Annotated in this window: 24 protein-coding genes and 2 pseudogenes; 16 read left to right on the top strand and 10 right to left on the bottom strand. The window is 63.0% G+C overall.

The genetic code is table 11. The annotated features are described in order from the left end of the window. Positions 1-180: 180 nt before the first annotated feature. The 3 genes from AC15MQ_RS05210 (at position 181) to AC15MQ_RS05200 (ending at position 1,869) form a co-directional block, all read left to right on the top strand. Entirely contained in the window at positions 181-846 is a 666-nt protein-coding gene (locus AC15MQ_RS05210) for an OmpA family protein (protein ID WP_483079526.1), read from the top strand. Positions 847-922: 76 nt separating this feature from the next. Then, positions 923-1,384 carry a tRNA adenosine(34) deaminase TadA gene (tadA, locus tag AC15MQ_RS05205; RefSeq protein WP_483079525.1) on the top strand — a complete coding sequence of 154 codons (462 nt, stop codon included), beginning with the start codon at positions 923-925 and terminating at the stop codon, positions 1,382-1,384. Between the two features lie 2 nt (positions 1,385-1,386). Continuing rightward, positions 1,387-1,869: a L,D-transpeptidase family protein gene (locus AC15MQ_RS05200; RefSeq protein WP_483079673.1), complete on the top strand. Its 483-nt coding sequence runs from the start codon at positions 1,387-1,389 to the stop codon at positions 1,867-1,869. Here the strand turns inward: AC15MQ_RS05200 and AC15MQ_RS05195 are convergent. Both AC15MQ_RS05195 and ygfZ read right to left on the bottom strand, forming a co-directional pair. Further along, a complete protein-coding gene (locus AC15MQ_RS05195) occupies positions 1,839-2,621 on the bottom strand; it encodes an NRDE family protein (RefSeq protein ID WP_483079524.1) in 783 nt (260 codons plus the stop codon). The two genes, AC15MQ_RS05200 and AC15MQ_RS05195, sit on opposite strands and share 31 nt — an antisense overlap. Before the next feature lie 23 nt (positions 2,622-2,644). After that, positions 2,645-3,661 carry a CAF17-like 4Fe-4S cluster assembly/insertion protein YgfZ gene (ygfZ, locus tag AC15MQ_RS05190; protein WP_483079523.1) on the bottom strand — a complete coding sequence of 339 codons (1,017 nt, stop codon included), beginning with the start codon at positions 3,659-3,661 and terminating at the stop codon, positions 2,645-2,647. Between the two features lie 206 nt (positions 3,662-3,867). Here ygfZ and mltG point away from each other — a divergent pair, with 206 nt between their 5' ends. Genes mltG through AC15MQ_RS05160 form a run of 6 tightly spaced genes read left to right on the top strand, consistent with a single transcriptional unit; the run spans position 3,868 to position 8,372 of the window. Beyond that, positions 3,868-4,869 (top strand): endolytic transglycosylase MltG, encoded by a 1,002-nt coding sequence (gene mltG / locus AC15MQ_RS05185; RefSeq protein WP_483079522.1) that lies wholly within the window; start codon positions 3,868-3,870, stop codon positions 4,867-4,869. After that, positions 4,866-5,501 (top strand): dTMP kinase, encoded by a 636-nt coding sequence (gene tmk / locus AC15MQ_RS05180; protein WP_483079521.1) that lies wholly within the window; start codon positions 4,866-4,868, stop codon positions 5,499-5,501. Before mltG ends, tmk begins: the two co-directional genes overlap by 4 nt. After that, a complete protein-coding gene (gene holB / locus AC15MQ_RS05175; protein WP_483079520.1) occupies positions 5,498-6,538 on the top strand; it encodes a DNA polymerase III subunit delta' in 1,041 nt (346 codons plus the stop codon). Before tmk ends, holB begins: the two co-directional genes overlap by 4 nt. Positions 6,539-6,545: 7 nt before the next feature. Next, complete coding sequence (locus AC15MQ_RS05170) at positions 6,546-6,926, top strand: PilZ domain-containing protein (protein WP_287651780.1); 381 nt, start codon at positions 6,546-6,548, stop codon at positions 6,924-6,926. A gap of 10 nt (positions 6,927-6,936) precedes the next feature. Further along, the gene (locus AC15MQ_RS05165; protein ID WP_483079519.1) at positions 6,937-7,719 is read left to right on the top strand and encodes a TatD family hydrolase; all 783 of its coding nucleotides are present in this window, start codon (positions 6,937-6,939) and stop codon (positions 7,717-7,719) included. Beyond that, on the top strand, positions 7,716-8,372 hold the full coding sequence (locus AC15MQ_RS05160) for an ankyrin repeat domain-containing protein (RefSeq protein WP_483079518.1): 657 nt from the start codon (positions 7,716-7,718) through the stop codon (positions 8,370-8,372). The genes AC15MQ_RS05165 and AC15MQ_RS05160 overlap by 4 nt, the downstream gene beginning before the upstream one ends. On the opposite strand, the gene AC15MQ_RS05155 is transcribed toward AC15MQ_RS05160, so the two are convergent. From AC15MQ_RS05155 to purM, 5 genes are all read right to left on the bottom strand, one after another. Further along, positions 8,364-9,809 (bottom strand): exonuclease domain-containing protein, encoded by a 1,446-nt coding sequence (locus tag AC15MQ_RS05155; protein WP_483079517.1) that lies wholly within the window; start codon positions 9,807-9,809, stop codon positions 8,364-8,366. The two genes, AC15MQ_RS05160 and AC15MQ_RS05155, sit on opposite strands and share 9 nt — an antisense overlap. A 102-nt stretch (positions 9,810-9,911) precedes the next feature. Further along, the gene (locus tag AC15MQ_RS05150; RefSeq protein WP_483079516.1) at positions 9,912-10,382 is read right to left on the bottom strand and encodes an alpha/beta fold hydrolase; all 471 of its coding nucleotides are present in this window, start codon (positions 10,380-10,382) and stop codon (positions 9,912-9,914) included. Then, entirely contained in the window at positions 10,297-10,578 is a 282-nt protein-coding gene (locus AC15MQ_RS05145; protein WP_483079515.1) for an alpha/beta fold hydrolase, read from the bottom strand. The genes AC15MQ_RS05150 and AC15MQ_RS05145 overlap by 86 nt, the downstream gene beginning before the upstream one ends. A 53-nt stretch (positions 10,579-10,631) precedes the next feature. After that, positions 10,632-10,799, bottom strand: coding sequence for a hypothetical protein (locus AC15MQ_RS05140; protein WP_483079514.1), 168 nt, complete (start codon positions 10,797-10,799; stop codon positions 10,632-10,634). 87 nt (positions 10,800-10,886) lie between these two features. Beyond that, positions 10,887-11,933, bottom strand: a complete 1,047-nt coding sequence (purM, locus tag AC15MQ_RS05135; RefSeq protein ID WP_483079513.1) for a phosphoribosylformylglycinamidine cyclo-ligase — start codon at positions 11,931-11,933, stop codon at positions 10,887-10,889. A gap of 150 nt (positions 11,934-12,083) precedes the next feature. On the opposite strand from purM, the gene hda reads away from it, so the two are divergent. The 4 genes from hda (at position 12,084) to folK (ending at position 15,335) form a co-directional block, all read left to right on the top strand. Further along, positions 12,084-12,740, top strand: a complete 657-nt coding sequence (hda, locus tag AC15MQ_RS05130) for a DnaA regulatory inactivator Hda (protein WP_287651774.1) — start codon at positions 12,084-12,086, stop codon at positions 12,738-12,740. A 19-nt stretch (positions 12,741-12,759) separates the two neighbouring features. Further along, positions 12,760-13,425 (top strand): histidinol-phosphatase, encoded by a 666-nt coding sequence (locus AC15MQ_RS05125; protein ID WP_483079672.1) that lies wholly within the window; start codon positions 12,760-12,762, stop codon positions 13,423-13,425. Positions 13,426-13,509: 84 nt separating this feature from the next. Then, positions 13,510-14,856 (top strand): polynucleotide adenylyltransferase PcnB, encoded by a 1,347-nt coding sequence (pcnB, locus tag AC15MQ_RS05120; RefSeq protein ID WP_287651773.1) that lies wholly within the window; start codon positions 13,510-13,512, stop codon positions 14,854-14,856. Next, positions 14,853-15,335 (top strand): 2-amino-4-hydroxy-6-hydroxymethyldihydropteridine diphosphokinase, encoded by a 483-nt coding sequence (gene folK, locus AC15MQ_RS05115; protein WP_287671403.1) that lies wholly within the window; start codon positions 14,853-14,855, stop codon positions 15,333-15,335. The genes pcnB and folK overlap by 4 nt, the downstream gene beginning before the upstream one ends. Here the strand turns inward: folK and AC15MQ_RS05110 are convergent. After that, on the bottom strand, positions 15,332-15,541 hold the full coding sequence (locus tag AC15MQ_RS05110; protein ID WP_483079512.1) for a hypothetical protein: 210 nt from the start codon (positions 15,539-15,541) through the stop codon (positions 15,332-15,334). The genes folK and AC15MQ_RS05110 overlap by 4 nt on opposite strands. A gap of 317 nt (positions 15,542-15,858) precedes the next feature. Here AC15MQ_RS05110 and panB point away from each other — a divergent pair, with 317 nt between their 5' ends. From panB to panD, 3 genes and pseudogenes are all read left to right on the top strand, one after another. Continuing rightward, positions 15,859-16,671, top strand: coding sequence for a 3-methyl-2-oxobutanoate hydroxymethyltransferase (gene panB / locus AC15MQ_RS05105; protein WP_483079511.1), 813 nt, complete (start codon positions 15,859-15,861; stop codon positions 16,669-16,671). Between the two features lie 18 nt (positions 16,672-16,689). Continuing rightward, a pseudogene (panC, locus tag AC15MQ_RS05100) lies at positions 16,690-17,552 on the top strand (pantoate--beta-alanine ligase). A gap of 43 nt (positions 17,553-17,595) precedes the next feature. Continuing rightward, positions 17,596-17,980, top strand: a pseudogene (gene panD, locus AC15MQ_RS05095) (aspartate 1-decarboxylase). Positions 17,981-18,070: 90 nt separating this feature from the next. Here panD and AC15MQ_RS05090 read toward each other — a convergent pair. After that, on the bottom strand, positions 18,071-19,405 hold the full coding sequence (locus AC15MQ_RS05090; protein ID WP_483079510.1) for an NYN domain-containing protein: 1,335 nt from the start codon (positions 19,403-19,405) through the stop codon (positions 18,071-18,073). 243 nt (positions 19,406-19,648) lie between these two features. Then, entirely contained in the window at positions 19,649-21,022 is a 1,374-nt protein-coding gene (gene radA, locus AC15MQ_RS05085; protein ID WP_287671399.1) for a DNA repair protein RadA, read from the bottom strand. Positions 21,023-21,026 lie beyond the last annotated feature (4 nt).

The following is a 21,026-nucleotide window of genomic DNA, read 5'->3' as shown; positions in this document are numbered from 1 at the left end:
GGTGCCTCGGCATCCTTCGCTGCAGGCGGCATGCTGCGCAGCTGACCGCGCGCATCGACGCACGGCGGCTCGTTGTGAATTCTTGAGTTGACGCGTGTGTCAAGAGCAGGATAAAAAGCGGAACTATTCATCGTCAGCCGCAGTTGCGGTCGACTCACTTTTGAGGAAGGGGAGAACCCAGTGAAACTGAATCGATTTTCCGTTATCGTTGTGGCCGGCGTGACGCTTGCCGGTTGTGCTGTCGGGCCGCACCAGCAGACGGCAGGACCAGTCGGCTGCAAACCGCTCGGCGGAGGCGGGGGCAACAGCGACACGACCAACGCAGTCATCGGCGGCGTTGCCGGCGGCGTGCTCGGCGGCGTAATCGGTAGTTCGGTGTCCAAGAACTCGCGCGTGGGGGCGCGCAACGGCATCCTTCTGGGCGCTCTTACCGGCGCCCTGGTCGGTTCGCAATACAACAAGATGATCGGCATGACCGAACAGGACGACGGTTCGGTGAAACTGAACATTCCAGGCTCGGTGATGTTCCGCTCCGGTAGCGCCGAAATCAGCCCGTCCTTTGCGGGCACACTGGACTCCGTGGCCAATACGATCAGGGAGTACTGTGGCGTGACCGGAACCGTGATCGGCCACACCGACAGCACCGGGACCCCGGACGGCAACCGCAAACTGTCCCTGGAACGTGCCCGCTCGGTATCAAGTTACCTTATGGCACGCGGCGTCGACGGCGCGCGCCTGCAGCAGTTCGGGCGCGGTCAGGACGAACCGATTGCACCGAACAACACCGATGCAGGGCGCGCGCAAAACCGGCGTGTGGAGATTTTTGTCCGCCCGCCGGCGTCCTGAGCGCTGCAGCAGGGCGCGCGTTGTCTACCTCTCGGCACGTCAGTAGCGTGCCCGGCGCTGGGGTAGAATGCCGGCGATGGAAGACGAATACTTCATGCGCGAGGCGCTCTCGCTGGCGCGTGCTGCCGAATGTCTGGGCGAGGTGCCGGTGGGTGCGCTGGTCGTTCGTGATGGGGTTATCGTCGGGCGCGGCTTCAATTCGCCAATTGGCGAACACGACCCGACGGCGCATGCCGAAATTGCCGCCTTGCGCGACGCCGCGCGCAATCTGCGGAACTACCGTCTGCCCGGCTGCGAACTGTTCGTGACCCTCGAACCTTGCGCCATGTGTGCCGGAGCCGTCTTGCAGGCGCGCATTGCACGCCTGATCTACGGTGCCCGTGATCCGAAGACAGGCGTGCATGGCAGCGTGGTGGATCTTTTTGCGGTCGAACGCCTCAACCATCACACCGGTGTCGTCGGTGGGGTCCTGGCCGAAGCATGCGGCCAGTTGCTTTCCGACTTTTTTGCCGCACGGCGCAGGCGTCGAGGGGAATGAGGGTGCACATCGATATCTCGATCAAGCAGCAGACGCTGCGCCTGTCCAACGCCTCCGGCCAGGTGCTGCGCACCTACAGCGTGTCGACAGCGGCGAAGGGCGCTGGCGAAGTCAATGGCAGTTTTTGCACGCCGCGCGGCAGACATCTGGTGCGTGCCAAGATTGGCGCGGGACAAGCCGAAAACACGGTTTTTGTCGGGCGCCGGCCCAACGGGGAAATCTACTCCCACGACCTCGCCAAGCGGTTCCCGAAGCGCGACTGGATTCTCACGCGCATCCTCTGGCTGTCCGGCTGCGAGCCGGGACGCAACCGCCTCGGCCGCGTCGATACCATGCGCCGCTACATTTACATCCATGGTAGCCCGGACAGCACGCCGATGGGTTGCCCGGGGTCGATCGGCTGCATCCGCATGCACAACGCCGATATCGTCGAACTTTTCGAACTGGTCCCGCCCTACACCTCAGTCGATATCAGCGAAGACTGAAAGGTTTCGCAGACCTCACCGGACGCCCGGGCAGCAGCGTCGAAGCTGCGCTCGAGCAGCGTGCTTCGCCCATCGCGATCGATGGTCAGCAGTGTCGAGGCGCGCGTGCCGTAGTTCTCCGCGCAGACGAACACCGCCGACAGGATGCGCTCCCAGGCCAGCGGTACGCCGGTTTCAGGCAGGTGGGTATCGGGAACGATTTCCTGGTCGGCGAGCAGATCCAGGAACAGATCCTTAGCCGGCAACGCCAGCAGCGCCGCGGCAAAGGCCGCCTTGGCGCTGGCCAGCTTCGGCCACGGCGTGTCGAGGAGATGATTGGAGAGACCATAGATGCCTGGTTTCAGCCAGCGGGGCTGGCCGTCGCCACGATTCGAGTAGTAGGCCAGAGACTCGCCATTACCGACTACGAGGTTGAACCCGTTGTATTCGGCAGCAGCCGTTTCAAGCTGGGTCAGATAGGCGACCGGGCCGGCCCGGCTGGTCAGAAAATCAGCCACAAGGGCACCGCGCGAGCGGGCGTCGACGCGTTGTCGGCCACCCTCGCGGTAATTGGTCACGGCCGCGAAACGCCGCTGCCGGCTGACGCCAAGCCAGGTGCCGCCGGCTTCGAGATCCCGTCCCGCCAGGACCTGCGGGGCGTCCGGCCAGAACGCGGCGGCGGCGGTGGGGCGAGCAAAGAATTCGTCGCGATTGGCGGCAACGACCAGCGGATAGTCCGGGTGTGCCTGCCAGGCGATCAGAATGAGGCACATCGTCGGCTGCGGCGGGCGGCGACCTAGGCCCCCTGCAGCAGGATATCGATACGCGCGCCACCCGGAACGGCGAGTTCCAGATCACCGGCAGCGGCAAAAGTCTCCTGGACAATCGCCAGGGCATCGTAACCGCCCGCCGGAGCCGGTGCGGCATTGGCGACCATGCCGCACGGATGTTCGGGGTTGGCGGGTGAATAGAGCACCTGACCGGCGGCCAGCGGGCTGGCCGAATGCACGCGATAGAGGTGGCGCTTCACCTTGCCGAGGTACTGTGTGCGGGCGATGATTTCCTGACCGGGGTAACACCCCTTGTGAAAGCTGACCGCACCCAGTTTTTCGAAGTTGGCCATTTGCGGAACGAACTCTTCTTGCGTCCGTTCGGTGATCAGTGGAATACCGGCCTGAATCTCGAGCCACTGCCACACGCCGCTCCCTACCGGGCGGGCGTGCGACTGCAGTGCTTGCCAGAGGTCGCTGACGGCGGTGCGTTCGACCACAATCTCGAAGCGGTGGGCGTCGAGGCGGATGACGATTCCCGCAGCGAATGCGGCCGTGTCCAGGGCTGATGCCGGGATCGGCAGGCTGGCCATTCGCAGGACGCTCTCGGCTTGCGGACCGGACACGCCGAGGAGTTCCTGGGCGCCCGCCTGGTCGGCGATATGCACCTTGCTGCGCAGGACGAACATCTGCAGGCGTTTGCGGACCAGCGGCAGCAGGTCCGCGGACAATTGCAAATGATAGGCGGGACCCTTGCGGAAGACGAGAAAACTGGCGAGCATCCTGCCTTTGGCCGAACACCAGGCCGAGTGTTGCGCCGCATCTTCGGCGAGGTGCTTGACGTCGCTGGTCAGTTGCTGGTGCAGAAAAGACCTTGCCTCTGCGCCGCTGACTTCGAGTACGCCGAGGTGGCGCAGCGGCGAGACGATTGTCGCCGTACGCGCTGCGGCGAGTTCCGCAGCGGCATCGCCAAAATCGGTGACCACGCCCCGTGCCGTGCGTGCACCGCAGGTGCCAAGAAATTCCAGCCAGCTCGAACTCATCGTCGCTTCATTTCCATCAGGTGTTTTTCGCAAGTGTATACCCGTCGCTTACCGCGAAGCGGTTCTCGAGCAGGTCCCGCCGAGAGTCAGCTCTGACCCTCTGGGCGAGTCGTGAGTTCAGGGCTGCGGCTTTCGGCTATTATAGGACGACTCGAAGCCCATTCCCCGTAACAGCCCCCTGCAGCCTCTCCGGCTGCGCCGGATTGATGCGCAAACTCCTCCGCAGCTTGCTGGTTATCCTTGCCCTGGCCCTGACGCTGCTGACCATGCTGGTCGCCGCTCTGGCGTTGACGCCAATGGATCTGCAGCGGGAGTCGGTCGAATTCACTATCGTCCCCGGCAGCAGCATGCGCGGTGCTGCCCGGGAGATCGCCGCCGCAGGCGTTGAACTGGACCCGTGGATCCTGCTCCTGCTGGCCAGGCTGATGCGTGCCGACACTACGATCAAGGCCGGTAGCTACGCAATCACCCGCGGCATCACGCCAGTCGACCTGCTGAAGAAGTTGACGCGTGGCGACTTCACGCAGGCAGAACTTGCTTTCATCGAAGGCTGGACTTTTGCCCAGTTGCGCCGGCACCTCGATGCGCATCCTGACCTCCGCCACGACACTCTGGGTATGCCCGAGGCGGAGATCATGCGTCTGGTAGGCGCGCCGCAAGGGGTAGCCGAAGGAGCATTCTTTCCAGATACCTACCTTTTTGCGAAGCGCAGCAGTGATGTCGAACTGCTGGCGCGAGCGTACCGCGCAATGCAGCGGCATCTGCTGGACGAGTGGCAGGGGAGGGCGGCAATGCTGCCTTATCGTGATGCCTACCAGGCCTTGATCATGGCTTCGATCGTCGAGAAGGAAACCGGGCGGGCACAGGATCGTTCGCTGGTGGCCGGCGTATTCGTCAACCGGCTGCGCCGGGGAATGCTGTTGCAGACCGATCCAAGCGTGATCTACGGCCTGGGCGAAAACTTCGACGGCAACCTGCGCAAACGCGACCTGCTCGCCGATACGCCCTACAATACCTACACGCGTCCTGGCCTGCCGCCAACACCGATTGCCATGCCCGGCCTTGCGTCCCTGCAGGCGGCGATGCATCCGGCTCCGACCGAGGCGCTGTATTTCGTCGCTCGCGGTGATGGAAGCAGCCATTTTTCCAGTACGCTCGCGGAACACAACCAGGCCGTTACACGCTACCAGAGGGGTGCGAAACCTTGAGTCACGGTGAAGGCACACAGGCAGGCCGATTCGTCACCTTCGAAGGCATCGACGGCGCCGGCAAGAGCAGCCATATTGCCGCTGCCGCGGCGTTTGTTCGCCGCCACGGCAAAACGGTGGTGTGCACCCGCGAGCCCGGCGGTACGCGGCTTGGCGAGAAGCTCCGCGAACTGCTGCTGCACGAGACCATGCACCTGGAGACCGAGGCCCTGCTGATGTTTGCCGCCCGCAGGGAACATCTCGAACAGGTGATCGAGCCGGCCCTGGCGCGTGGCGAATGGGTGATCTGTGACCGCTTCAGCGACGCCACCTATGCTTACCAAAGCGGCGGACGCGGCCTCGACCAATCCAAGTTCCTGCAACTCGAGCAGTGGGTACATGGGCATCTGCAGCCGCACCTGACACTGCTCTTCGACTTGCCGTCCGCCGTTGCTCGCCGACGCATCGCGGCGCAGGAACGCTCGCTGGACCGCTTCGAACGGGAGCAGGCCGATTTTCACAAACGTGTGCGACAGGCCTATCTTGAGCGCGCGGCCGCAGCAGCGCAGCGCATACGGGTGATCGATGCCGATCAGGCCCCGGACATCATCGAGAATCTGATTAAAAAAGCTGTTGTAGATTATTGTTTATGAAAATAATTGAGATGCATCATGCGGTTTGGCAACAGCTTTGTGCCAGGCGCCAGCAACTCCCGCATGCCCTCCTGATCTCTGGCCCACGCGGGATCGGGAAGTTCGACCTGGCACGCGCCTTCGCCGAATCGCTGCTCTGCGAGAATCTCACCGATTCTGGTGAGGCCTGCGGCAAGTGTCTGGCTTGCGGCTGGCTCGCGCAGGGCAACCACCCGGACCTGCGCCGTTTGCAGCCGGAAGTCGTGGCCGCCGATGCGGGGGGCGCGGTAGCCGAAGGCAGTGATGCGGGCAAGAAGAAGCCCAGCCAGCAGATCACGATTGATCAGGTAAGGGGGTTGGATGACTTTCTGCACGTGGGCACCCATCGCCATGGCGCGCGCCTGGTATTGCTGAACCCGGCCGAGGCGATGAACCGCCCGACTGCGAACGCACTTCTTAAATCACTTGAAGAACCGATAGACAACACGTTGTTTATCTTGGTTACCAGTGAACCATCACGCCTTCTGCCAACGATTCGTAGCCGTTGCCAGGCGGTACCCGTGCGCTGCCCGGCCCGTGCCCTTGCTGGACGCTGGCTCAGTGATGCCGGCGTCCGCGACGCCGGAGACTGGTTGGCACTCGCCGGGGGGGCACCGCTGCTGGCACTGGAACTCAGCGTTAGCGGCGAAAGGGTCCTGCTTGATTCGCTGCTTGCGCAGGTGTCGCGTGGCACCGGGCTCGATGCCCTGGCTGCGGCGGCAAATCTCGACAAGACAGTCAGGGCCGAAAAGCGTCCGGCAGCTCTGAAACGGGTCATCGACTGGGCTCAGAAGTGGCTGTTCGATCTGACTTTGGCCTGTGAAGGACTGCCACCGCGTTACTTTCTGCCGCAGGGACCGCTGCTGCAACGGCTGGCACAGGCGACCGATACCCGCAAGCTCTTGGCGTTCAACAAAAAGGCGCTACAATACCGGGCCCAGTGCGAACAACCATTGAATAGCCGTCTGTTTCTCGAAGACTTCTTCCTGAGCTACGCCAGGCTCTTCCGAACCTCCTGATAGGGATATGGCAGACGCAGCCCCCCCCAAACCGACAGCGAGCGCAGCACCGCGCCCAAGCGTACTGTCGCTGAACATCAACTCGAAATCTGCGCTGTACGCAGCGTACATGCCACTGCTGCGCAACGGCGGCATCTTCATTCCGACGACTCGCAACTATGCCATGGGTGATGAAGTGTTCATGCTCCTGTCGCTGATGGACGACCCGGCCAAGCTCCCGATTGCCGGTACGGTCGTCTGGATCACCCCGGTTGGCGCGCAGAACAACAAGGCGCAGGGCATTGGTGTGCATTTCAAGAGTGACGAAAGTGGCGTCGAAGCGCGTCGGCGCATCGAAGGGCTGCTGGGTGGCGTGATGCAGTCCGGCCGTCCGACGCATACCGTCTGATGGCGCCGTGATGCTGGTCGATTCCCACTGTCACCTCGACTTCCCCGAGTTGTCCGCGAGGATCAATCAGGTGCTCGACCTGATGCACGACAATGGCGTGGGCTGCGCCGTCTGTATCGCCGTCAACCTTGAAGATCTGCCGCGCGTGCTGGCGCTTGCCGAGACCTGGCCGGCGATTCTGGCTACGGTTGGCGTCCATCCCGAGGCGACCCATGTACGCGAACCGACGGTCGACGAACTCGTCGATTTGGCGCGCCACCCACGCGTGATTGCCATCGGCGAAACCGGGCTTGACTATTACTGGCACAAGGACGCTCCGGAATGGCAGCGTGAGCGTTTTCGGACCCATATTCGTGCCGCCCGTGTCGCCGGCAAGCCGTTGGTGATTCATACCCGGGAGGCGGCAACCGACACTCTGCGAGTGATGCAGGAGGAGGGTGCCAGCGACGCAGGCGGCATCATGCATTGCTTTACGGAGAGCTGGCAGGTGGCCGAGGCGGCCCTCGATCAGGGCTTTTACATTTCCATGTCCGGCATTGCCACCTTCAAGAATGCCGGCACGGTGCACGATGTGGCGCAGCGCGTACCACTCGACCGTCTACTGATTGAAACCGACTCGCCCTACCTCGCGCCGGTGCCCTACCGTGGGAAAACCAACCAGCCGGGTTACGTGAAGCACGTCGCTGAGGAGGTGGCGCGCCTGCGCGGCCTCAGCTATGAACACCTTGTCGATGCCACCACCACCAATTTTTTTCGTCTGTTTCCGGAAGCCCGCATGAAAGTTGCCCAATGAAGACTGTTGCTCTGCTGTTTGCCCTGCTCCTGCCAGCCTTTGCCTCCGCCGGCGTGTATGAAGACATGGAGGAGGCACTGATCTCCGGGGACACGCCCTGGGCCATCCAACTCATCAACCGCGGCATGGACGTCAATTCGGTCGATGCCGCGGGCAACACCTTGCTGATGCAAACCGTACAGCGCGACAACATGGAGTTGTTCGACTACCTGCTGAAGCGGCGAGCGCGCATCAATGTCCGCAATCGCAACGGCGAAACAGCGCTGAGCCTGGCCTCCTACCAGGGCAAGCTGCCGTTCGTGAAAAGCCTGGTCGAAGCAGGCGCCGATATCAACCTGTATGGCTGGCCACCGCTGATCTACGCGGCCTTCAATGGCCATGCCGCGGTGGTGGACTACCTGCTCAAGAAGGGTGCCGAAGTCAACGCGACAACGGCCAATGGTTCTACTGCCCTGCTGTTTGCCGCACGCTTTGGCCACATTGAGGTCGTCAAACTGCTGCTGCAGAACCGGGCCGACCCGAACATTGCCAACGAGCGCGGCGCGACGGCCATCGACTGGGCATTGAAAACAGACAACACCGACATTGCCGACTTGTTGCGCAAGGCTGGCGGCCGCGCGGGCGATCCGGCAGCCATCGAGCGCTCAAAGTGAGAACGGGGGCAGGGGGCGCACGCGGACCTTGCCGGCCTGCAGAAATTTGTTGAGGGTGCGGTAGATCCCGGGATCAAAGTTGCGGGTCGTGGGTCCATGCGCCAGGCACGCCTGCAAGGTATCCTCGCTGTGTAGCGTGGCCACGAGGCGCCAGCGGTCGACCAGATGGTGGTCTTCACGCATGCCGAATTCATCCTGCTCGATCAGCAGCACCGGCCCCTTGTAGGGCCAGGCTTTGACTTTGAGCTTGGCCAGGGCAGTCATCAACCGGACGCTGTGCAGCCCGACGGCTTCCTTGCCAATGCACACACCCCGGCAGTTCTTCTGCCGATAGGCGGTGCAGGCTCCCGCCTTTGCGGTGTCCTCGAGGCCGAGCTGCCGGGGACACAGATGCTGGGCATCAGCCAGTGTGCGCAGGCTGCGCATGGCCTCTCGACGATTCGGGTAAAGGCCGAACAGGTCGTCAGCCAGAGCAAAATCGATGTCCTGTGAAAAAACGAGTTGCGGTCGGAAGTCACCCTCCGCAAACTTCCGGAGTTGCCACGAACAGAGCTCTGTAGCCGCCACGCCGATGCGCTGGCCGCGACGCGTGGCGGGTGGTGCCGGGTCGCCAGGCGACGCCGAGCCGGCGAGTTCGATCGCCCGCAGACGCGCACCCAATTCGCCGGCGGCGTCACGCCACTCGATTCTCCAGGTGTTGCGGAACAGTACCGTGTCGCGGTTGCCGATCGTAAAGTGTGCCAGCACCTGCTGGCGAAGATTGCTGCTGTGCCGGACCAGCAGCAGGCGATCGTGCTCATCGTACAGCGCGTAGGCACCCGCCGCTTCGGGTAAATCGTCGAGCAGCGCGGCGTCGAGCTGCGCGGGCAGGTGCGGGCGGCCGACAATGGTCGTCACCGCGTCCCGGATCGCATCGACCGGCAGCAGCCGGTGCCAGCATTGCCACAAGTCCCAGAGCACGCGCGCGTCGGCCAGCGCGCGATGGCGATCACCGGCCACGCTGAGGCCATGGCGCTCGACCAGGGTATCGAGGTTGTGCCGGTAATGCTGCGGAAACAGCTTGCGCGACAGTTTGACGGTACATAGGTTTGGCGCGCGGAAATCCATCCCTAGGCGACTGAACTCGGACTTCAGGAAACCGTAGTCGAAGCGCGCGTTATGGGCGATGAACAAGCGTCCGCGCAAACGGTCAAGCAGTACAGGCGCCACCTCACGAAAAGGGGGGGCGGAGTCGAGCATCGCATCATCTATGCCGGTTAGCCCGGTGATGAACGGAGAAAGCGGCCTTTCCGGATTGACCAGCACGCTCCATTCGCGTGTTCCGCTCTGATCGACTTCGATCAGGCCGATTTCAATGATCCGGTCATTCGCGAAATTGGCGCCACTGGTCTCCAGGTCGACAAAAATCAGGGGTTCCGGGGCGAGGAGGGTATTCATCGACAGTTTCGCCACGGCGGTGCCGAAGGAGGTCGCAGCACGGCGGCGTGCCCGACGATCACCGAAACGCGGCTCGCCGGACGGACAGGACGGCGGAGCAACTCAGTGGTCCGAGGCCTTCGCCACGGTGGTAATGGCCTCGGCAAAGACCTCGGTCAGCGCCAAGGGAAAGTCATGCGCCATGCCTTCGATCACCCGCATCCGGGCGCCAGGGATGTGGGCCGCAACATCGTGACCACAGGCGACCGGGATCAGCGGATCGTCGGCCCCATGCAGGACCAGCGTCGGTACCCGAATCGTTGCCAGCAACGTGCGCCGATCACCGCTGGCCAGAAAGGCTGCCAGTTGACGCGTGACACCGCGCGGGTGGAAGCCGCGCTCGTGCTCCTCGACGAAAAGGCTCCGCAGGCGCTGCGGACAGCTTGGGTACTCGGGGCTGGCCACCGCCAGCTGGCGCCTGATGGCGTCCTCCACCAGCGATTCCTGGTCACGCGTCGCCGGCAGGGGTGCAAACAGCGCCTGTGCCGCCGCGGGCGTTGGTGGTGGCAGATCGGGATGACTGCTGGTGGACATGATGCTGGTCAGCGACAGCGTGCGCTGCGGATAGCAGGGCCGCGACGATCTGCGCGATCGCGCCGCCCATCGACGCGCCGACGATGTGGGCCTTCGGGATTCCCAGCGCATCGAGCAGGCCGACACAGTCCGCCGCCATGTCTTCGAGCGTGTAAGGTGCGGTCAGCGGCATGCCGCTGCGCAGCGCAGCGGCCAATATCCGGAACCCCGGCTGCGTCGAGCTTGCTCGACAGGCCGCAGTCCCGGTTGTCAAAACGGATGCACGCGATAACCGCGGTCCACGAGCGCCTCGCAGAGTTCGATGTTCCAGCGCCCCAGTTGCGCGCCGAGCCCCATGATCAGCAGGATGGCCGGCGCCGACTCGTCACCGAAGGATTCGTATTCGATTTGAAGATTGTTGGCCGTAACCTGTGGCATGGAGAAAAAGCTCCGGCAGCTAATCAACTTCGTATAATTGATATTATGTAAACTCTAGGATGCACCTATGCAACGGTGCCATCGCAGCTACCCGGAAACAACAATGGTCCCCGCTTCTCCATCGTAGCGCGGCTTGATGCTGCCGATGACCACCGCCGCCGGTTCTCCCATGTCGCGGAGGATCTCAAGAGCCTGTTGCATGTCTTCGCGAGCGACGACTACGACCATGCCGATGCCGCAGTTGAAAACGCGGTGCATTTCGCAGTCGGCGACGCCGCCCTCGCGCTGCAGCCAGTCGAACAGTTTCGGGCGCGGCCACGCGGCGGTCGCGATCACGGCCTTGACCTGTGGCGGCAGGATGCGCGGAACGTTGCCGGTCAGGCCGCCACCGGTAATGTGCGCCAGGCCCTTGACCGGTAGCAATTGCATCAGCGCCAGCACCGGCTTGACGTAGATCCGCGTCGGCGCCAGGATCGCATCGGCGAGCGTGGCTTCACCGTCGAAGGCAAGTGTCAGATCGGGTTGTGCGCGGGCAATGATCTTGCGGACCAGCGAATAGCCGTTTGAATGTGCGCCCGATGACGGCAGGCCAATCACCACATCACCAGGCACGATCGTTGAGCCGTCGATGATCCTCGACTTCTCGACGACACCGACGGCAAAGCCCGCCAGATCGTATTCGCCCACGGGATACATGCCAGGCATCTCGGCTGTCTCGCCGCCAATCAGTGCACAGCCTGCGAGTTCACAGCCCCTGGCGATGCCCTTGACGACATCCGCGGCGGTATCGACGTCAAGCTTGCCACAGGCGAAATAATCGAGAAAGAACAGCGGCTCTGCGCCCTGCACGAGGATGTCGTTGACGCTCATCGCCACCAGGTCGATGCCGATCGTGTCGTGCCGCTGCAGTTCGAAAGCCAGCTTCAGCTTGGTGCCGACGCCGTCGGTACCAGAAACGAGCACCGGTTCGCGGTAGTTCCGGGGCACTTCGAACAAGGCGCCGAAACCACCGATGCCGCAGAGCACGCCGGCGCGCATGGTTTTTCTCGCGAACGGCTTGATACGTTCGACGAGTTCATCGCCAGCGTCGATGTCGACACCGGCATCGCGATAGGATAAAGAGTCCTGAGTCATCTTGTGGCTGGTCCCGAGCAAGGCTGGCGACTGCCGCGCAGTGGTAGAATGCGGCACGGCACCCTGATCGCCTGAAAAGCGCAATCTTATCCGAAATGACCCTCCCGCGTGCTGCTCGTCGCGCCCACATCTGAGTTCAAGCCATTCCCGATGCGCCAGTTGATCCTTGATTTGCTGCCCGAAGCCCCCCCGAGTTTCGAGAATTTTGTCGCCGGCAGCAACGCTGAAACGCTGACGGGTCTGGCCGCCTGGCTGGCGCCAGCCAACCGCGAGTCGCTGTTTTTCATCTGGGGTGACGCGGGAGCCGGCAAGTCGCATCTCCTGCAGGCGTGCCAGGCGCCCTACTGCGATGCCCGGCTTGACCCTGAGCTGGAAGGCCTGGATCCGGCGACGGACTTCTGTGCTGTGGACAACGTCGAGGCGCTCGGTGAGAGCGGGCAGATTGTGCTCTTCAACCTGATCAATCGTCTGCGGGCCAGCGCCGGGCGCCTGCTCGCTGCGGCCAGCGTGCCGCCCTTGCGACTGATTCTGCGGGAAGATCTGCGGACGCGCCTCGGTAGCGGCCTGCTGTACCGCTTGCAACCCTTGAGCGACATCGAGAAGCTGACGACACTCGCCGAGCTGGCCAGTGCCCGCGGCCTGGTCCTGCCTCCTGAAGCGTTCAACTATTTCTTTTCGCGCGCGCCACGGGATATGCGTAGCCTCATGGCCTTGCTCGTGGCGATTGATCGTTACTCGCTGGAGCAGAAGCGCCCAATCACCCTGCCGCTGCTGCGAGAGGTTCTGCAGACGTCCCTGAATCTCTGATCTGCCCGAAAGCCATATGATGGACCTTGCCCTGTTCGACCTCGACAACACGCTGATCGCCGGAGACAGCGACTTTGAATGGGCGCAGTTCCTGATCGCCAAGGGGATTCTCGACCGCGCGCTTTACGAAGCCAGGAACATCGAGTTCTACGAGCAATACAAGGCGGGGACACTCGATATCGACGTCTTTCTCGACTTCCAGTTACAGCCGCTGTCGCGCTACCCGCGTGCTTTGCTCGACACCTGGCGGCGCGAATTCATGTCCCGACATATCCTGCCGCTGGTCGGCGACAAGGCACGGGCGCTGGTCCGCGAGCATCGCGAACGCGGCGCCCTGTGCGCCATCGTTACCGCGACCAACAGTTTCGTCACCGGACCAATCATCCACGAGTTCGGGATCGCGCATCTGATCGCCACCATCCCGGCACAGGTGAACGGCCAATTCACCGGACAGCCGCGGGGCACGCCATCGTTTCGCGAAGGCAAGATCACCCGCGTCGAAAGTTGGCTCGAGGCGATGGGCCTCTGGTGGAGCAGTTTCGAGCGCTCGTGGTTCTACAGCGACTCGCAAAACGACCTGCCGCTGCTGTCCAGGGTCAGCAACCCGGTGGCCGTCGATCCCGACCCTACCCTGTGCGCACACGCGGAGGCCGCCGGATGGCCGGTGATCAGCCTCCGCGGTTGAGCAATTGGCCAATCTAGGACTGCCGGCCAGCGTAATATCCGCTATCATGCCGCGCCTACAGCGCAAGAGAATAAATCACCAGCGATGATCCGCAAGTTCATATCCCGCGTCCTCGGACGAAAAGGTACCGCCAGTTCCGGGCAACCGGCGGTCATCGCCGTCGTCCAGCACGGGCTGCAACGGGACCAGATCAGTCGCGGTTGTCAGCGGACCATCGCCACGCTGCAGGAGAACGGCTACCAGGCGTATGTCGTCGGCGGTGCCGTGCGCGACCTGCTGGCGGGGCTGACGCCGAAGGACTTCGACGTCGCCACCAACGCCACACCAGAACAGGTTCGCCATTGCTTCCGTCGGTCACGCATCATCGGCCGCCGCTTCCAGATCGTACACGTCAATATGGGTGCGGAAACCATCGAGGTAACCACTTTCCGGGGCCATCACGGCGAACAGGGCGGCAACACGGCACAGACTGACGAGCAAGGCCGTGTCCTGCGCGACAATGTCTTCGGTAGCCAGGCGGAAGATGCGGCACGACGCGATTTCACGGTGAACGCGCTGTATTACGACCCGACCTCCGAAAACATCGTTGACTATCACCATGGCGTCGCCGACCTGCAGCAGAAGACGCTGCGCATGATCGGCGACCCGAAGACGCGCTACCGTGAAGATCCGGTACGCATGCTGCGCGCCGTTCGTCTGGCGGCCAAGCTTGGCCTGCTGATCGACCCGGCGGCCAGCAGGCCGATCCGCGAGATGACCGACCTGATCGAGAATGTGCCCCCCTCGCGTCTGTTCGACGAGATGCTCAAGCTGCTCACGTCGGGGCACGCCGTACGCTGCGTCACACGGCTGCGCGAGGAAGGACTGCACCACGGCCTGCTGCCGTTGCTCGACGTGATTCTCGATCAGCCGCTCGGCGAACGTTTTGTCATGCTGGCACTCGACGCTACCGATCGTCGCGTTCGCGAAGGCAAGCCGGTGTCGCCCGGTTTCCTTTTTGCGACGCTGCTCTGGAATGAGGTGCTGGTCAAGTGGGATCTGCTGAAGAGTCGCGGCGAACCGGTGATCCCCGCCCTCTTCCTGGCGATGGACGAAGTGCTCGACGTGCAGGCGGAAAAGCTCGCGATTACCCGTCGTATCGCCGGAGACATCAAGGATATCTGGGCACTGCAACCACGCTTCGAGCAGCGCTCCGGCAAACGGCCCTACGGCGTCCTGCAACAGCCACGCTTCAAGGCCGGCTACGACTTCCTGCTGCTGCGCGCCGAGTCCGGCGAAGTGGCTCCGGAAGTTGGCACGTGGTGGACCGATTTCCTGCATGCCAGCGACGAGGGTCGAGCGGACATGCTGTTGCCGCAACCACCCGGCGAGGCAAGAAAGCGCCGCCGTCGCCGTCCGCCATCGGGCAGCGGCGCGAGCCTCCCTGAATGAACCTGGCCTTCGTCGCGCTGGGCGCCAATCTGGACGATCCGGTGGCCCAGGTCCGGGCGGCCAGTGCTGCCCTGGCCAACGTCCCCGACTCCCGCCTGCTGCGCCTCTCCTCGCTGTACCGCACTGCTCCGGTCGGAATCCGTGGTCAACCCGATTTCATCAATGCCGTGGCCGCACTGGCGACCCGACTGCCGCCGCCGCAGCTGCTCGACGCCCTGTTCGCGGTCGAACGCCGCTTTGGTCGGCGCCGCGAGTTTTATCAGGCGCCGCGAACCCTCGACCTCGACCTGCTGCTATACGATGAACTCGTCGTCGATAGCCTGCCATTGAGCGTACCGCACCCGCGCATGCACTTGCGCGCCTTCGTGCTCGCGCCCTTGCTCGAGATTGCGCCGCACTGCCGCATTCCCGGCCGCGGTAGCGCCGTCGCCTGGCTGCCGGCAGTCAGCATGCAGCGCATCGAAAAACTGGCGGCCTAATAGTAAGGACGGTAACGTGGTGCTCCATAGCCACGACCATAGCCCCCACCATAACCGTAGTAGGACGGTCGTCCCGGGACCACGACCAGCGGTAGCGGGTTGACATACACCCGCGGCACTCCGACAAATGCCGCCGGTTCGGCGGGAACAACGACGCATCCAGCCAGACCGGCAACGGCAAGAAGAGCGAGGACAAGAGTTTTCATGGGGTTCTCCAACGGGTCACAACCCATTAACGCAGCAGCGGCGGTTCGGTCCGTAACGACGTGTTACCGGATGTTTCCGGCGGCCAGGGCGACCCCGCGCCGGTGGCGCGACCTGGCAAATCCACGACCCCGGCGACCAGGGTTCGTTTCGCCTTTTTTCAGTCAGGCTCCCCTCAAACTTGAGCATCTTCGGGCCGCTCTGTGTATCCTAGGCGCCGTTTCAAAGAGGAATGGCGAGGGGCGCCGGTGGCACCAGCCCCGTGACCCCGCTCACCGAAAACTGATCCGCGACCACTACAACCCGGGAGAGTAAACCCATGTCCACCCACGTTGCGACGCGCCGATTGACGCAGCTCGATCTTGCCAGGATGCGTGCCAATGGTGAAAAGATCGCCGTTCTGACCTGCTACGATGCGAGCTTCGCACAGGTCTGCGATGCGGCCGGCGTCGACGCCCTGCTGATCGGCGATTCGCTCGGGATGGTCCTGCAGGGCCACGACTCGACATTGCCGGTCGCATTGTCCGACATCGCCTACCACACGGCGAGCGTCACTCGCGGGTGCAGGCGTCCGCTGGTGATCGCCGACATGCCCTTCGGCACGTTCCAGGAGAGTCCCCAGCGTGCCCTGCGTAATGCCGTTACACTGATGGCCGCCGGGGCACAGATGGTGAAACTCGAAGGCGGCGTCGATATGGCCGAAACGACCCACTTCCTGACCGCACGTGGAATCCCGGTGTGCGCGCACGTCGGGCTGACCCCGCAATCGGTGCATCAGCTCGGAGGCTATCGTGTTCAGGGTCGGGATGATTCGGGAGCCACCCGTCTGATCGCCGATGCACTTGCACAACAGGAAGCGGGCGCGGGCCTGATCGTCCTCGAAGCCATCCCGCAGGCATTGGCGGCCGAAGTGACCGGCCAGCTCACGATACCGACGATCGGTATCGGTGCCAGCCGGGAATGCTCGGGCCAGGTGCTCGTCCTGCACGACATGCTGGACATCTCCGCTGGACGGAAGGCACGCTTTGTCAGGAACTTCATGGACGGTCAGGCATCCATCGCCGCAGCCATCGCCGCCTACGTCACTGCGGTCAAGGACGGCAGCTTCCCGGGCCCGGAACACTGCTACTGAAAGAGGTTGGCCAAGACCATGCAGATCCATTCGCTGATCCCCGAACTGCGCGCAGCGCTACAGAACCGTGGCCGTATCGCCATCGTGCCAACGATGGGCAATCTGCACGCCGGCCATATCGCGCTGATGACCCAGGCCCGCGCCCACGGCAACACGGTGGTGGCCACCATCTTCGTCAATCGACTGCAGTTCGGGCCCAATGACGACTTCGACCGTTATCCGCGCACCTTCCAGGCCGATTGCGAGAAGCTGGCCGCCGCCGGAGTCGACGTCCTGTTCGCACCCGGAGAGGCCGATCTTTATCCCGAGCCACAGCAGTACCATGTCGACCCGCCGGAGATTCAGCATCAACTCGACGGCGCGTTCCGCCCGGGTCACTTCCGCGGTGTCGCCACCGTCGTTCTCAAGCTGTTCAACATTGTCCAACCGCAGGTGGCGTTGTTCGGCAAGAAGGACTATCAGCAACTGCTGGTCTTGCGCAACATGACGCGCCAGATGGCCTTGCCGATCGAGATCGTCGGCGGCGAAACGGTGCGTGCCGACGACGGACTGGCACTGTCTTCGCGCAACGCCTACCTGTCGGCGGCAGAACGTGCCGAGGCTCCCCGCCTGCAACGCCTCCTGAAACACATCGGAACGGCAATGCTGCCGACGGTAACCGGGATTTTGTCGGCCTTGAAAGCGAAGCCGTTGGCGAACTCGACCGCAACGGCTGGAAGACGGACTATGTTGCAGTGCGGCGTCAGTCAGACCTGCAGGTGCCGCAAGCCCCCGAAGAACAGGCGCTGGTGGTCCTTGCGGCGAGCCGCCTGGGCGTCGCGCGACTCATCGACAATGTCGAAATCAACGCTGGCGAGCGGGCATTGACAGGTGGCCATTAGCCGCTACAATTCGCTTCCCCAAACTCTAAACCGGTGAAATTCCATGCAGAGAACCATGCTGAAGTCGAAGCTGCACCGCGTCAGCGCCACGCACGCCGAACTTCACTACGAAGGGTCATGCGCGATCGACGAAGACCTTCTCGATGCGGCGAACATTCGTGAGTACGAACAGATCGACATCTGGAATGTCAACAACGGCGCAGCGCTTCACGACCTACGCTCTGCGCGCCGAGCGCGGATCCGGTGTCATCTCGGTGAATGGTTCGGCAGCGCGTCGCGCGGCGCCGGGGGATATCCTGATCATCGCCAGCTTCGCGGCGTATACCGAAGTCGAACTTGCCAAATACGCGCCGCAACTGATCTACGTTGACACGCAAAACCGCATTGTGCGCATCGCCGGCCAAGTTCCGACTCAGGCGGCAGCCTGACGGCACACGCCGCTACCCTGCCGAAAAAGCCGCGACACTGGTCGCGGCTTTTTTCTGCTGACCCATTCCCGTCACGGGAGAGGGTACAGATCAGGGCGCTTCTTCCGGCAGCACCTTCGGTTTGCGCGGGCGACGACTGCGGCTGGCCGGTTTCTTGACTGGCTTGGCTTCTTCTGTCCCGTCGTCCGCCGTCACCGGTTCGGCCGCGCCGGTGGCAGCAGCAATCGGGTCGGCAGGAGTCTCTGCCACGCGTGCGTCAGCGATGGACGGCAGTTCCGGGCTGTCCTGCCGGGTTTCGGCTTCCGGAGCGACCTGCACCGCTTCGACGGTCGCGCAGGGAATCACCTCGTCGGTCGCCACACTTTCCGTGACTGGTACAGCGAGCTCGACCGTCGCCACTCCCTGCTGCTTGACCGTCCGGGGTTCCCTGACCCGCTTGACGCCCTTCTCTGCCACCTTGCGCCGGCCCTCCCCCTTTCGCAGCGCGCCAGATTGAGGGCGGGATTCCTCGGCAACTGCTGCATCTGCATCCGCGACCGGCTCAACCGGTGCCAGCGGCAGCGTTTCAGCCACCGCTTCGGCAGTTGCTTCAGCGCGTGTTGATATTCCGTTGCTGCGAAAGACATAGGTCCCGGATTTCTCGTCACGGCCAATCTCGAGCAACGCACGCGCCTGTGCCTCTTCAAGGAGGTTCCCAAAGGCCCGGAAGCCGTAATACGATTCGCTGAAATCGGGCTTGCGCCGCTTGATCGCCTCCTTGAGCATCGACGCCCAAATCTTGCTGCTGTCGCCACGTTCCGCGACCAACGCATCAAAAGTGGCGACGGCCAACTCGATAGCCTTGCTTCGGCGCTCCTCCAACTCGGCCCGGCGTTGCGCATCCTCTTCAGGCGAGCGCCTGACTACTGGCTGTGCCTCCTTCGAATCCCGCCGTGCCGATCGCTGCATTTCGCGCACCAGGTCGTCATAAAAGATGAACTCGTCGCAGTTGGCGATCAGCAGGTCTGAAGTCGACTGCTTGACACCCACCCCGATCACGTATTTGGCGTTCTCACGCAGCTTGGAAACCAGAGGTGAAAAATCCGAGTCGCCACTGATGATCACGAAGGTATCGACATGTGACTTGGTGTAGCACAGATCCAGGGCATCGACGACCAGCCGGATGTCGGCCGAGTTCTTGCCCGATTGTCGCAGATGCGGTATTTCGATCAACTCGAAGCTCGCCTCGTGCATGGTGGCCTTGAAACCCTTGTACCGTTCCCAGTCGCAATAGGCTTTCTTGACCACGATACTGCCCTTGAGCAGCAACCGCTCGAGCACCGGTTTGATGTCGAACTTGTCGTACTTGGCATCGCGCACACCGAGCGCAACGTTTTCGAAGTCACAGTACAGCGCCATGATGGCGGTTTCGGGCGCTACGGCCATATTTCCTTCTCTCCACAGAATTGTGTGCCACGCTTCAGGCGAAAAGCCCAAGCGCTTCAGGACTTGGACTCAATCGCTAGGATGGTAAACAAATACCTGCAGGAAGCAAGGAAAAGTCCCGGCGCGTGCGTGCGATCCAGTGTCGGATAATGCTATATGTTCGGTTGAGGACGGATGGGCAATTCAGGGACGGTGCCGCCAGTGCCTCGGTGATCGACTCGCTGCGCCTCGCACGAGCGGCTTCTAGTCCAGCTCGCGCAGCCGCTGTACGGCTTCCTCGACGCGTCGCACGGCCAAGACTTCGATGCCGGCAATGGCCTGTCTGGGTTTGTTGGCTTCAGGAATCATCGCGCGTGTGAAACCGAGCTTGGCGGCTTCCCGGAGGCGCTCCTGGCCACGTGGCGCCGGGCGGATTTCTCCGGCCAGGCCGACTTCGCCAAAGACGATGAGTTTCGCTGGTAACGCCCTGTTCTTCAGCGACGATACAATCGCCAGCGACACTGCGAGATCGGCCGCCGGTTCGGCGATCTTGACACCGCCGACCGCGTTCACGAAAACGTCCTGATCGAAACAAACGATCCCGGCGTGGCGGTGCAGTACCGCCAGCAGCATCGCCAGACGCTGCGCATCGAGCCCCACCGTCAGACGACGCGGGTTGCCATGCGCCTGATCGACCAGCGCCTGGATCTCGACCAGCAGTGGCCGGGTACCTTCCTGGGTGACCAGCACGCAGGAGCCGGGAACATCGGTACCATGCTGCGACAGGAAGATCGCCGAGGGATTGCTCACCCCTTTCAGACCGCGGTCGGTCATCGCAAAAACACCGATCTCGTTGACCGCGCCGTAACGGTTCTTGACCGCTCGGATCAGACGAAAACTCGAGTGCGTGTCTCCCTCGAAATAAAGCACCGTGTCAACGATGTGCTCGAGCACGCGTGGACCGGCCAGGGCACCCTCCTTGGTCACATGGCCAACCAGGATTACCGTGATGCCGGTCTGTTTCGCCAGGCGCGTGAGTTGCGCAGCGCATTCACGGACCTGCGCGACCGATCCCGGTGCCGAACTCAGTTGCTCGGACCACAGCGTCTGGATCGAATCGATCACCGCCACCTGCGGCTGCGCCGACCGCAGGGTGGCCAGGATACGTTCGAGATTGATCTCGGCGAGCAGTCTGAGCTGGCCGGTTTCGAGCGACAGGCGTCGGGCGCGCATCGCGATCTGCTGGCCGGACTCTTCGCCGCTGACGTAAAGCACTGCGTGCGCGGTGGATAAGGCCGCAAGCGCCTGCAGCAACAGCGTGCTCTTGCCGATCCCCGGATCGCCACCGATCAGCACCACGCCGCCGCTGACCAGGCCGCCACCCAGTGCCCGGTCGAATTCTCCGATCCCGGTCGGCAGGCGGTCTTCCTCGCGCGCCTCGATGTCGGAAAGGGTCTGCAGTACCGCCGCGCCGCCGATCGGCTCAAAGCGTTTCTGGCCACCGCCGAGAGGCGCTTCGGGAAGCGTTTCGACCAGCGTATTCCAGACCCCGCAGCCGGGACACTGCCCTTGCCACTTGCCGGTGCTGGCACCGCAATCGCTGCAGGTGAATACGGTCTTCAGGCTGGCCCTGGACACGCCC

The organism is Candidatus Accumulibacter propinquus, assembly GCF_056856495.1.
Note: the sequence above shows the minus strand (reverse complement) of the source record. Positions and strands in the feature narration are given on the sequence as shown.